The 12,168-nt window shown below is 53.9% G+C and carries 13 protein-coding genes; 8 read left to right on the forward strand and 5 right to left on the reverse strand.

All coding sequences use genetic code 11. The features are described 5' to 3' along the window. Positions 1 to 35: 35 nt before the first annotated feature. A complete protein-coding gene (locus CPA50_RS03365) occupies positions 36 to 1,445 on the reverse strand; it encodes a sodium-dependent transporter (protein WP_096781048.1) in 1,410 nt (469 codons plus the stop codon). An 85-nt stretch (positions 1,446 to 1,530) separates the two neighbouring features. Continuing rightward, positions 1,531 to 2,631 (reverse strand): Leu/Phe/Val dehydrogenase, encoded by a 1,101-nt coding sequence (locus CPA50_RS03370; RefSeq protein ID WP_096781049.1) that lies wholly within the window; start codon positions 2,629 to 2,631, stop codon positions 1,531 to 1,533. A gap of 420 nt (positions 2,632 to 3,051) precedes the next feature. Here CPA50_RS03370 and CPA50_RS03375 point away from each other — a divergent pair, with 420 nt between their 5' ends. The 3 genes from CPA50_RS03375 to CPA50_RS03385 are packed head-to-tail and all read left to right on the forward strand — an operon-like array spanning position 3,052 to position 5,519. Further along, positions 3,052 to 3,789, forward strand: coding sequence for an AzlC family ABC transporter permease (locus tag CPA50_RS03375; RefSeq protein WP_096781050.1), 738 nt, complete (start codon positions 3,052 to 3,054; stop codon positions 3,787 to 3,789). After that, positions 3,786 to 4,097 carry an AzlD family protein gene (locus CPA50_RS03380; protein WP_096781051.1) on the forward strand — a complete coding sequence of 104 codons (312 nt, stop codon included), beginning with the start codon at positions 3,786 to 3,788 and terminating at the stop codon, positions 4,095 to 4,097. Before CPA50_RS03375 ends, CPA50_RS03380 begins: the two co-directional genes overlap by 4 nt. Before the next feature lie 27 nt (positions 4,098 to 4,124). Then, positions 4,125 to 5,519: a hypothetical protein gene (locus CPA50_RS03385; protein WP_227519476.1), complete on the forward strand. Its 1,395-nt coding sequence runs from the start codon at positions 4,125 to 4,127 to the stop codon at positions 5,517 to 5,519. Positions 5,520 to 5,526: 7 nt separating this feature from the next. Here CPA50_RS03385 and CPA50_RS03390 read toward each other — a convergent pair whose 3' ends face one another. The 3 genes from CPA50_RS03390 to CPA50_RS03400 form a co-directional block, all read right to left on the reverse strand. Next, positions 5,527 to 6,486: a hypothetical protein gene (locus CPA50_RS03390; protein ID WP_143750721.1), complete on the reverse strand. Its 960-nt coding sequence runs from the start codon at positions 6,484 to 6,486 to the stop codon at positions 5,527 to 5,529. A gap of 69 nt (positions 6,487 to 6,555) precedes the next feature. Next, positions 6,556 to 7,722, reverse strand: a complete 1,167-nt coding sequence (locus CPA50_RS03395) for a GNAT family N-acetyltransferase (protein ID WP_096781053.1) — start codon at positions 7,720 to 7,722, stop codon at positions 6,556 to 6,558. Between the two features lie 58 nt (positions 7,723 to 7,780). Then, entirely contained in the window at positions 7,781 to 8,152 is a 372-nt protein-coding gene (locus CPA50_RS03400) for a hypothetical protein (RefSeq protein WP_096781054.1), read from the reverse strand. Positions 8,153 to 8,367: 215 nt separating this feature from the next. On the opposite strand from CPA50_RS03400, the gene CPA50_RS03405 reads away from it, so the two are divergent. From CPA50_RS03405 to CPA50_RS03425, 5 genes are all read left to right on the forward strand, one after another. Further along, positions 8,368 to 9,054, forward strand: a complete 687-nt coding sequence (locus tag CPA50_RS03405; protein ID WP_096781055.1) for a response regulator transcription factor — start codon at positions 8,368 to 8,370, stop codon at positions 9,052 to 9,054. Beyond that, the gene (locus CPA50_RS03410) at positions 9,051 to 10,367 is read left to right on the forward strand and encodes a sensor histidine kinase (protein WP_096781056.1); all 1,317 of its coding nucleotides are present in this window, start codon (positions 9,051 to 9,053) and stop codon (positions 10,365 to 10,367) included. The genes CPA50_RS03405 and CPA50_RS03410 overlap by 4 nt, the downstream gene beginning before the upstream one ends. 20 nt (positions 10,368 to 10,387) lie before the next feature. Continuing rightward, a complete protein-coding gene (locus tag CPA50_RS03415) occupies positions 10,388 to 10,993 on the forward strand; it encodes a YigZ family protein (protein ID WP_096781057.1) in 606 nt (201 codons plus the stop codon). 75 nt (positions 10,994 to 11,068) lie between these two features. Beyond that, complete coding sequence (locus CPA50_RS03420; RefSeq protein ID WP_096781058.1) at positions 11,069 to 11,599, forward strand: DUF4136 domain-containing protein; 531 nt, start codon at positions 11,069 to 11,071, stop codon at positions 11,597 to 11,599. Positions 11,600 to 11,673: 74 nt separating this feature from the next. After that, on the forward strand, positions 11,674 to 12,030 hold the full coding sequence (locus tag CPA50_RS03425) for a translation initiation factor Sui1 (protein ID WP_096781059.1): 357 nt from the start codon (positions 11,674 to 11,676) through the stop codon (positions 12,028 to 12,030). Positions 12,031 to 12,168 lie beyond the last annotated feature (138 nt).

A 12,168-nucleotide genomic window follows, 5' to 3' on the forward strand; every position in this document is an offset into this window, starting at 1 on the left:
CGATTTTTACACCTCGTCTTCAGGTTTGATATAGCTCAAGATCCGAACAGGTTGTAGATAAATACTGCACCTACTGCCACCGGTGTAATGAAGCGCACGGTGATGTACCAAAGGCGGAACATGGGCTTTGAAAGTGCCAGTTCCGTCTCCATGGCCTGACGTGACATGACCCAGCCGGCAAATACCGCAACCAGCAGGCCGCCCAGTGGTAACAGGATGTTGGCAGTAAAGAAATCCAGAAGATCAAAGATGGTTTTGCCTTCCAGCATGCTGATCCACCCAAGTGGTGCGAAACCTGACCACAGATTCAGGGAAAGGATCGACGCAATTCCCAGGGCCCAGCATACAAAGCCTGCACCTAATGTGCTGGCGGTGCGGTTCATGCCTTTTTGCTCTTCAAGCCATTCGACTATGGGTTCCAGCAAGGAAATACCTGATGTCCACGCTGCAAATATCAGCAATATGAAGAACAGAGTCCCAAACAGGCTACCCATGGGCATCTGGCCGAAAGCGAGCGGCAGGGTCTGGAATATCAGGCCTGGGCCTGCACCGGGTTCAAGGCCGTTGGCAAAAACAATCGGGAAGATTGCCAGGCCCGCAAGCAGAGCTACGCCCGTATCGATTATGCAGACGGCAATGGAGGTTTTGGCGATAGAGATGTTCTTTGGCAGGTAAGAACCGTAGGCCATCATTACTGCCATGCCCAGGCTCAGAGTGAAGAACGCGTGGCCCAGTGCCACCAGAATGCCCGAAGTTGAGAGCTTGGAAAAATCCGGCTGAAACAGAAAAGCTGCTGCCCGGCCAAACTCTCCGGTGGTCATGGCGTAGCCTACAACTGTGAGCAGTAGCAGGAACAAAGCCGGCATAAGAATGCTGACAGCGCGCTCAAGCCCTGCGCGAACGCCTTTGGCAACGACAACCATAACCAGCGCCATAAACAGGGTGTGCCACATCAGAAGCGTGGCAGGATCTGCCAGAAGATCAGAAAAAATGGCCCCAATGGCATCTGCAGACTGGCCTGTAAGCTGCCCGCTGGCCGCCGTGCCCACATAGGATACCGCCCAGCCACCGATCACTGAGTAGAACGACAGGATCAGGAACCCGGCGATTACCCCGACTGCGCCGACCAGTCGCCAGGCCGGATTCAGTCTGTCGTGCCCGGCAATCGCTCTGAGACTGTTCACCGGGCTGCGTCCGCCCCTGCGGCCGATAAGTACTTCGGCCATCATGATAGGCAGGCCGATAGCCGCGATGCACAGAAGGTATACGAGCACGAAGGCACCGCCGCCGTTTTCGCCGGTAACATAGGGGAACTTCCAGATATTTCCCAGACCAACGGCAGAGCCCGTGGCCGCAAGAACGAAGGCAAAGCGTGAGGACCAGAGCCCCCGTTTGGCATTCGAGCCTTCCAGTGCGCCGGAAATAGCCGCGTTTGATTCAGACATGGTTGTCTCCTGTCAGATAGTTGTTTTTGTTTGTAAGAGCGGTAGCCGTGAATCGATCACGGCTCCGTAATCCAGGTACTGTCAGTCAGCCCGCGGAAATGCGTTGCTCATCCGCGGCCTCAACTCCGCCGGAGTGTTTCCGGAAGCGTTCTTCGGCGAGTGTGTTGGCAACCATGCCAGTTGGAATGCCGTTGCGATCCGAACGTGTAAAGATCTCGGCAAGCGTCTGGCCAATGCCTTCAACGTGCGCCCGCACCTGCTCCGGGGAAGCACCTGTGCGCTCATAGAACACATCGATGATGCCACCGGCGTTAATAGCGAAATCCGGAGCATAGAGGATGTTCCGGTCCTTAAGTGCCTGGTCGTGATCCGGGCGTTGCAGGAGGTTGTTGGCTGCGCCTGCAACGATGCTGGCTTGCAGGCGGGGGATGGTATCGTCGTTCAGTACGGCGCCCATGGCACAGGGTGCGATTACGTCCACGGGCAAGAACAGAATGTCCCCGGCTGAGGCCGGGTTAGCTCCCAGTTCGTCTACCGCGCGTTGCATGTTCTCCTGGTGGATGTCGTACACCCATAGTTCTGCACCGGCGTCCTTCAGATGTCGGGCGAGGCGATAGCCCACATTGCCAATGCCCTGAACAGCTACTTTCAAGCCGGTCAGATCATCGCGGCCAAGCTTGTGTTTTACCGCTGCCTTGAGGCCGACAAATGTGCCATAAGCTGTGGCTGGGGACGGGTCCCCGTTGCTTCGCTGGCCATCAAAAGCCGTGCGTTCCACAATGCCGGCAACGTGCTTTGTGTACCTTCCCATGACCTTCAGATCTGGCACGCTGGTGCCGGAGTCTTCCGCTGCTATGTACTGGCCGCCCAGACCCTCCAGGTGCTTGCCCATGGCTTCCAGTAAGGCTTCACTTTTCTGCTTGCGCGGATCGCCGATGATGACCGATTTGCCGCCGCCCAGATCAAGATTGGCGAGTGCAGATTTATACGTCATGCCCCGTGACAGGCGCAGCACATCGCGCAGGGCTTCTTCATCACTGGCATAAGGGAACATCCTGCAGCCGCCAAGGGCAGGCCCTCGGGAGGTGTTGTGTATGGCTACAATGGCTTTTAGCCCGGTTTCCGGGTCGCAGAAAAAGGACAGGTGTTCGTGGTTATCAAACTCAGGATGGCTGAATACAGTCATGACGGTTCACCTCCCTCCCATGGCCCGGCAGGGCATAAGACTGTGGAGATGAAACTAACAGGTGGGTACTTTTGTGCGTGGCACAAAACATCCCGGAGACGTGCTGGTGCAGACATTTTGAAATCCTCTCCACCTTGGCCGGATCTCGGCGGCAGTGGCGGTGTGTTGTTTTTGTCGTCCGGCTTGTGGCCGGCGTTTCGATTTCAGTCGCCCGGATATCCCGAAGGGGATTGCCCTTGTGGGGCCGGACCGAACGTAAACTAATCGCTGGAACCGGGGAGGTCAATTGCAAAATCGGCCGTTCCCAAACGTTGAGGTTCGTGTATCAGACACATTTTCAAAACTTGCTGGCAGATCAATAACTCACGTTTGCGGAAACTACTTATACGCGCGCCCGGAAATTTTCCTTAGCTTGCGTAGATGACAAACACCACATATCCCTACCAGTTTCAGCCCGCGAAGGTTCGTTCGGAGCTTGTCCGGATGTTTCCCATTTCATTATTTGTAGTGGCGTTCGGCGCTGCATTTGGTTTGGCGGCCGTGCAGCAAGGGCTGGGACCTCTTGAATCCCTGCTCATGAGTACCCTGGTATTTGCCGGAGCTTCGCAGTTTGCCGCCATTGATATGTGGGGGACGGAAGTCTCGGTTATCCCCGTTATGATCGTGGTATTTGCCATCAACTCCCGCCATCTTCTTATGGGTGCCTCGCTTTATCCCATGCTCAAAGATGTTTCTCCCGGAAAACGCTACGGCCTTCTCCTGTTTCTTACCGATGCCAACTGGGCTGTATCTGCACAGGAGTACCAGGGTGGCAGGCGCAATCTCGAGGTGATTCTGGGCGGAGGGCTGGTGCTCTGGCTTGCATGGATTGTAGGCACCTGGCTGGGTGTTTATTTCGGTGGCTTTTTACAGAATCCCAAAAGCCTTGGAATGGATATGGTGCTGGGCTGCTTTCTGCTTGCCATGGCACTCGGCGGAAAGAAGAATCCCCGGGTACTGGTTGCCTGGACTCTGGCTGCGATTGCCTCATTGGCCGCGTGGAAATGGCTGCCTGCCAATACCCATGTGGTAGCGGGGGCCCTGGCCGGTGGCGTGGTCGGGTACTTCTGGCTTGAAAAAAAGCCGGATGATGCAGGCGCCGGGGGGGAAACTGCATGACCATCGAAACCAACACTACGGGTGTTCTTGCCCTGATCCTGATTATGACACTGGTTACCCTGGCAACCCGGTTCGGTGGCGTTTTTGTCATGTCCTTTGTGAAGATAAGCCCTCGTATCGAGAGCTTTATCAACACCATGGCCAGCTCCGTGCTTATCGCCATCATCGTACCTATGGCCTTTGGCGGCGATGCGGGCGCGATTGCCGCCCTGTCTGTTACTGCCATCACAATGCTCCTTCTCAAGAAACCCTTACCGTCCATAGCCGCAGGTATTCTCGCCGCTGCGCTCATCCGGTATCTGTTTTAGTTATTGGAGACAAAAGGCGGAGAGATAGTGTGTGCGGAAAACTCTCAAGTTCGATGCCTGCTGGCCGATATGCGGGTATTGAGCCAGGGTATCGAGAGGCAGGCCCGCACCATGATTTTGTCCAGTCAGATTTCTTTCCTTCAGGGGAATTCCCGTCAGGTAACAAGCTTCGACCAGAGCCAGCTGCGAATTAACCAGCAGCAATTGTCTGGCGCCGGTACGGAAGGCCAGGGAAGTGGCTCGCAGTTGAATATAGCCCGCGATGCTGCTTACCGTTACAGCAGTCAGGAACAGCTTGGGTTCACCAGTTCCAGTACTGTAAGCGGTGGCGACCGTAATGCCGTGTTTTCCAGCGCAGAGCTGGTGGAGAAAACCTCTGAGCTGTTTCTCCGTGGCCAACAGGCCATCAGCGTAGGCCGTGCTGCCCTGGGTGGTGAGTCCGGTTCTCAGGCGAGCGGCAGCATATCTGTTGAAGCGAGCCGCTACATGTTCTATTCCGAGAGCGAAACCCGCTCATTCGCGTCGAGCGGAAGCATTACGCTGGAGAACGGTGAAACCATAGATTTCACACTTTCCCTCCGCCAGTCCCAATCCCGGAGTTACGAGTACTCTGAAAATCTTCGTATTGAAGAGCGCCCGATGACCGATCCCCTGGTTATCAACTTTGGCAGCTCGACGGCCCGGCTTACAGATACGTTGTTTGAGTTTGATCTTGATGGCGATGGAGAAACCGGGCAGTTTGCAACTCTTGGCAGCGGCAGTGGTTATCTTGTGTTCGATCGCAATGGGAACGGCGAAGTGGATGATGGCACCGAATTGTTCGGGCCTCAGAGTGGTTCCGGTTTTGGCGAATTAGCCAGGTTTGATGACGACGGCAATCAGTGGATAGATAGCAACGACGAGGTGTTTTCATCTCTCTCGGTCTGGGTGCAGACTGCCGATGGTTCCCAAGCGTTGAAGACTCTTGGAGAGGTTGGGGTGCAGGCCCTGTACGTGGGCAGTGCCGAAGACAGTTTCACACTCACGAATCGCCAGGGCGTGCCATTGGGGCAGGTTCAGGCTTCAGGCATTTACCTGACCGCCGATGGTGAAGTTCGCACTCTTGAAGAGATCACTCTGGCAGAGCAACACACAGGGCAGGTGCAATCCGCAGAACTGGTGCCGGGTGGCAATGATAACGGTGGCGAGAGTAGCGGGTTTCTGGATGCCCGAACTGAGGCAATCCGTGATGCGCTGACAAAGCTTGGTGAGATCCGGGAAAAGCAAAAGGCGTTTATTGAAGAAACCAAAGATCTTGGAAAGTCTGAATCACCGCTGGATGAATACATGAGTATCATCGAGCGGTTGCGGCTTGAACTGCTGAACAGCCAGGATGAGAAGATGCAGGCTGCTAGCCGGTACCTTGAGTTTGCCAGGGTATGATCCGAAGCTACACGGCAATAGTCCCCGGGGCTGTTGCCCGCTTTATATTCCAGAGGCGCTTCAACTCTTTGACAAACTTCTTGTCTCCGCCAGATTCCGATGAGACCCATAATTCGAATTCGTTGCCATAAACATCCGAGATTGTGATTACTGTATCTTCAAGCCAGGATTTCGACCATTTCACGTCTACCGCTTCGATTTCTTCATACGCGGCAAAAGCGCTATAGACGATTCCATCCTCCGGATCCATTCCGTAGGAGGTGACATAGTCCTGGCTTATGAACTGCCCATCTTCCTTGATTGACAGTACACCGCCAGAATAGAAGTAAATGATGTCTTCATCTTCCGCCAGAATTTCCTGATTGCGCAAATAGATCAAATCGCGTTCCCACAACGAATCACCGGAAACCACCATTGTACTTGGAAAGAATCCGGTGCTTAGCAGGATCAAAAACACGACTATTGGCCCACCGGTCAGGTAAGCCACAAAGTTTAGCGGTCTGTGACCTGTATGATTTTTCGCATCCGGATGAGAGCTGTTAACTTTTGATATGGCAGAAACAGCAGGCAACATGGGCATGAAAGTAAAGAAGGAAAGAAGCCAGTATGGATCGGGAGCCTTCCAGATATAGCTTAATAAAAGCAAACAGATCGCCAGAAAAACAGCGAATGTTTTGTTGCTGATTGCCCCTGGCGAATGATTCCGGGCCAGGTCAGAAAGAAGGGAGTAATACCAGAACGGATAGAAAAAGGATCGCCAGAAAGGCCAGATACCGGAGCCATCCCGGGTCTTGATATAACGCCAGTTCTTGTAGTTCCAATAAAATTCGTACAAGCCTAAAGTACAGATCGACATCAGGCAGAACTTCCACGGAGATACCATGAAGTAGCGATGGTGATCCTGACGTTGTGCTTCAGTGCTGGTCATTTCAATCCTTGTAAGGTTTAAACCCACTTCTGTGAGCAATAAGAGCGTTTTGTATGCAGATTATGCAAATTACTCCACAGCAATCCCGTAGAGCAAGGCCAGCCACTATCAGGCCCCGTCGTTCTGCCGGAACGGAAGCGCTGTTTTGGCCTCCTCGTAGTAATTCATAACCTGATCTGCCTCTTCCCGGGTAAAGGCTTCGATGGCCTCACGAAACCCCGGGTGGGCGATTCCATGCCATGAATGTGTAAGCTCCGGCTCGAAGCCCCGTACCAGTTTGTGTTCTCCCTGAGCGCCTGCGTCAAAGGTCTGGAGCTCCAGCTCAATGGCTAATTCTATGCCCTGGTAGTAGCAGGTTTCAAAGTGCAGATGGTTGTATTCATCAAGGCAGCCCCAGTAGCGACCGTAAAGAGTGTTTCCGCCGCTCAGGAACAGGGCGCCCGCAATCATCTCATCATCTTTCAGCGCTACGATTACATGCAGGTGGTCGGGCATTGTCTCCCTTAGTTGCTCAAAGAACTGTTGGGTCAGATAAGGTCGCTGCCCGCGCTTCAGGTAGGTGGCCTGATAAAAAACATAGAACGCAGCAAGAACGTGATCGGAAATCTCCCGGCCATGAAACCGGGTGAAGCTGATGTTCTGCTCTGCCACCAGGCGGCGCTCCTTGCGTATGGACTTGCGTTTGCGGGAGGTGAGCTGGTTCAGGAAGTCGTCGAAGCCGCTGTAGCCCCGATTGTGCCAGTGGAACTGGCAGCCAATCCGGTGCAGTTGTCCGTCGTGTTGCAGCAGTTTCTGATCCTCTGCATCCGGAAACAGCAGATGCCAGGAATGTGCGCCAAGGCGGGAGATCAGAGTGTCCAGAAGGTCATGAATCTGATGAGCGTTCAGTGTGCTCCGCAGTTGCGGATCAAGCAGTAGTCGCGGCCCCTGGGAAGGTGTAAAAGGGACAGAGATAAGAAGTTTGGGGTAATAGTTCAGGCCATAACGCTGGTAAGCGTCTGCCCAGGCCCAGTCGAAGACATACTCTCCTCTGGAGTGGGTTTTCAGGTAGGCGGGCGCAATTCCGGTAACCTGGTCATTCACACGGAATATAATGTGGCTGGGGTTCCATCCGGTTTCTTTGCTGGTGCAACGGGAGGTTTCCAGTGCTTCGAAAAACTCATACCGGAGAAACGGATTGTCGACGCCAGCCAGCCGTGTCCATGTTTCCCGGGGGATATCGGATACGGACTGGCAGGTATCGAGGGTTATGATCGATTCTTCGGTTTCTGACATACAGGTACGGACTCCTTGATGGCTTCCGTTACCTTACGTCAAAAAAACCGAATCGTGATCACTCTGGTGCCATATCGCAGCGCTTTTCCATCTTTTCCATCATTTTTTTCATGCGCTTTTCGTGCTTCTGGTGCCTTTCTTCATGAATCTCGTTCCAGATTTTGCGCTGATCGTCGTTCAGCTCCAGGCGTTTGGCCATAGCTTCTTCGCGCTCAGCCATCTTCTTTTCACGCTCAGCCATCTTCTTTTCACGCTCGGCTTTGTCAAAGGGGCCTTTGCCTTCGCGCATGTTTTCGCACATTTCTGTCTTGTCACGGGGGCCATCGCCACGGTGATCGGAATGGTTGCCTGCAAACACCGCAGGGCTGGCAGCAAAAAGGGTAGAGGCCAGAAGGCCGGCTGCAATGATAGAAGTTTTACGTTTGCTCATGATAATTCCTTATACAGTTGAGTAGCTGCTTAACCGGTTTCGGCATAAGCATGATTCGCCCCTATAGTACTGCGAGTCTTGGTAAATGAGCGTCAAGGGCATGTAAAGGTTCTGCAAAGGAGACATGCGTGGCGCCGGCAGGTTGCAGAGGCCGTGTTAAACTGCCGGCTACATCTTGCACACACCGATTAAGCAAACGCGGGTAGATATAAACAATGCAGAACAGAGTCTTGCTGGTAGAGGATGATGACGAACTCCGTGAATTGCTTGCCCGCTATTTAAGTGGTCAGGGATTCACTGTGCGCGAAGCTGCCAATGGCAAAGATGGTCTGGCACTGGCTTTGGGACAACACTGCGACATTGTTGTTCTGGATATCATGCTACCGGACATTAATGGCCTTGAGGTGTTGCGTGAATTGCGCGCAGAAACCCACCTGCCGGTGGTGTTGCTGACTGCGCGGGGTGACGAAACAGATCGCATTGTAGGATTCGAAGTAGGTGCAGACGACTATATTCCTAAACCCTGCAACCCTCGCGAACTCGTGGCCCGGCTGCAGGCAATTCTTCGCCGGGTAGCCTGGGACCAGAAAACGGATGTGAAAGCTGACATACATTATGGAGACTTGCGTGTGGAGTCTGACCACCGCCGCATATATCACCATGGTGAACCCTTGGAGCTGACAGCCACCGAATACGAAATTCTTCAGGTACTGCTGGCCCACGCTGGTAGTGTTGTGCGTAAAACAGATCTTATGCAATGGGCGCTGGGGCGTCGCCTTGAGGCCTTTGATCGCACGCTGGACATGCATATCAGCAATCTCCGCAAGAAACTGGGCAACGATGATCCTCCCAGAATTGAGACTGTGCGCGGCCTGGGCTACAGCTACCGGGTGCCAGAATGAAGCGCCGGCTGATGGTTCCATTGTTCTGGCGGATTTTCCTGTTGATCTGGCTGGCTATGGCCGTAACTGTGGTTGTTAGTAATCTTGCTTCGCAGGTGTTGCTGGATCGCGAGAGGGCTGGTATTGAACGTCAGCTTGAATTGCGGGATCTGGGGCTGGAAGTGGCAGCCATCAGGGAGAGCCACGGACGCAGGGAGGCGTATAAGTTTCTCAGTGCTCAGGGGGAGGAACTGGGCCTGCATCTGATGATGATCAGTGCCGCTGATAGTGAGCGTTTACCTTCCGATATTCGCTCACGAATCAAATCCGGGTGGTATCGGCAAAAGCCTGCAGTTGTTGATATGGGGGACGGGTATCGCCTGATCGCCTGGCCCAAAATGGATGGGGAGGGCTGGCTGGAACCCCGGGTTTTCCGGTATATGGAGACGGGGCTGGCGTTTATTCTGATCACTCTCGCATGCTGGCTGATTGCACGCTTTGTGTCGCGGCCCATGAGGCACATGGAAAGCACCGCGCGGGCCATAGCCGGTGGCAATAACGAGCTGCGGGTCAACGAGAGCATAGCGGCGCGCAGAGATGAGGTCGGGCAGCTTGCTACCGCATTTAATGCGATGACCGATCAGCTTTGTAACTTGCTGGACCGGCAGAAACATCTGTTAAGAGATATTTCTCACGATCTCAGAACCCCGCTGGCGCGTCAGAGAGTTGCCATTGAGCTTGCCAGTGAAGGTGGTATCGAAGACGAATTGATGACCAGTATCCTGCGCCAGAATGAACGTCTTGAAACCATGACCGGCCAGATACTGACCCTGTACCGGGTTATCGAGCAGGGTGGAAATATAGCCCGGGAGCCAATACGGCCTCTGGAATTGCTGAATGACGTATTACGGGATGCTGCAGATTATGCGGAACACCAGCGGGTGGATTGCAAACTGCGGTCAACGCCCGAAAGTACCGGAGTGTCAGTGCTTGGGGACGCCGGCTTGTTGCAGCGGGCGTTCGACAATATCCTGCAGAATGCCCTGGATCACACTCCTCCGGGTAAGGTGGTTCATGTTTCGCTGGAGCAGTCCTCCGGATGGATAAGTCTTACCATTACAGATGAGGGCCCTGGCGTTGCGGGTGACATTCTCGAACATCTTTTTGAGCCGTTTTTCCGGGCGGACAAATCCCGTGGAGGGCAGGGTTGGGGGCTTGGTCTGGCTATTTCCAGAGATATTATCCTGGCCCATGATGGAGAAATCTCCGCACACAATGGTGAAGGGGGTGGCTTGCAGGTCGTGGTCCGGCTACCAGTGTTCGCCATCGACTAACCAAAACCACAGGCGAGTTCATGAAGAAAGATTATCCGGTACCAGCCGGCTATCTGGAGCGGGAAACGGAAGTTAAGAAAAGCCGCTTTATTGCCCGGGTTGTACCTGTGGCCAACCGGGACGAAGTAAAAGACTGGGTGGAGAAGGCTCATCAGGACCACCCCGATGCGCGCCATATATGCTGGGCCTACCAGATCGGGCGCCCCGGCTCTGCGGCTGAAGCCGGAATGAACGATGACGGCGAGCCTTCAGGTACCGCCGGCAAGCCGATTCTCAGTGTGATTCAGCACAAGGATATGGGGGATGTTCTGGTCATGGTGATCCGCTATTTCGGTGGTATCAAACTTGGTGCCGGTGGTCTTGTAAGAGCCTATGCGGGCGCCGCTGAGAGCGTGCTCTCGGAAGTTGGCCGGGTTTTCCACAAACCGCTCAGCGCAGCAAACATAACGATGGGATTTGCAGGTGAACAGCCGCTGCGGCACTGGTGTGATGTTCATGTGGCTGAACTTGATTCGGTTACCTATGGAACTCATGTAAGCGCGCGCGTTCTCGTTCCCGAAGACCAGACGGATGCCTTTTCCGCCTTTTGTGATGCCCACAAGATGGATTACAGTTTTGAGAAATGATCCGGTGAAATCGCATCGGATAACGGTCTTTTACGTATACTGGTATCAGATCCCAAAACAGACAGGGAGTAAGTGATGACTCGTCTTGTGATGACAGCTTTGGTGGCACTGACCATGACCGGGTGTGCCAGCCATGTGGTAACTGACTACAATTCAGCCGTAGCTTTTGACGACTATTCATCCTGGGCTTTTGCACCAAGACCTGACAGTTCATCGTTTGTTACCCTTGATGGAAATCGTGTTCAGAACGCGGTTGAGCGGGAGTTGAACAGCAAGGCTATGAACAAGGTTGAGCTGGTGGAAGCGGACCTTCTGGTGAGCTGGAAAATTGTGGAAGAGGATCGCCTTGAACAGTCCGGCGTCGGTCTCGGTTTTGGCTTTGGTACAGGTAACTTTGGCTGGGGGCTTTCTGCACCGCCCCCTGTACGTGAAGTCAGGGAAGGGAAGCTGGTGATTGAACTGGTCGACAAAGGCTCTGAAGAGGTTGTCTGGCGTGCTGCAAGCCGTCGTTACCTGAACGAAAACCAGTCTCCGGAAACCAGGAGCAAGTTGGTTGATGAGGTGGTCACCGAAATGTTCAGCAAGTATCCTCCCGATAAAGACTGAACAGCTCTGGCTATATACAAACCGAAGGCTGTTGTGGTGTTCAGGCCCCACAGGCCTGATCATACGGAGGATAAATGGCAATGCGATCTTCAGGTGGGCTGGTATTTTCAACCGAGCAGGGGCGTATGTGTCCTGAGTGCCGGAACCCCGTCGCCAACTGTAGTTGCCGCAAGGGGCAGCGGCCAGAGGGTGACGGCATTGTGCGGGTCAGCCGGGAAACCAAAGGGCGCAAGGGAAAAGGCGTGACGCTGGTAACCGGTATCCCCATGGATGAGAAAGAACTTAAGGCCTACGCCAAAGAACTCAAGGCAAAGTGCGGCACAGGCGGCACTATAAAAGACGGAGTGGTTGAAATTCAGGGTGAGCAGCGAGACGTTCTTGTGCCTCTTCTTGAGCAAAAAGGCTGGGTTGTAAAACGCTCAGGTGGCTGATGGCATAAGTCACAGGCTTTGTAGCCTCACGTTACAATCAGACACGCGAACAGACATGTCCTTTTCTGAATACTGACCCGAGCCCGGCTGGAATCCCCTGATTCATTTTCAGCGTTGCGGGCTCTTTTTGAGCGGAGT

Source organism: Marinobacter sp. ANT_B65 (assembly GCF_002407605.1).
Classification (GTDB): Bacteria; Pseudomonadota; Gammaproteobacteria; order Pseudomonadales; family Oleiphilaceae; genus Marinobacter.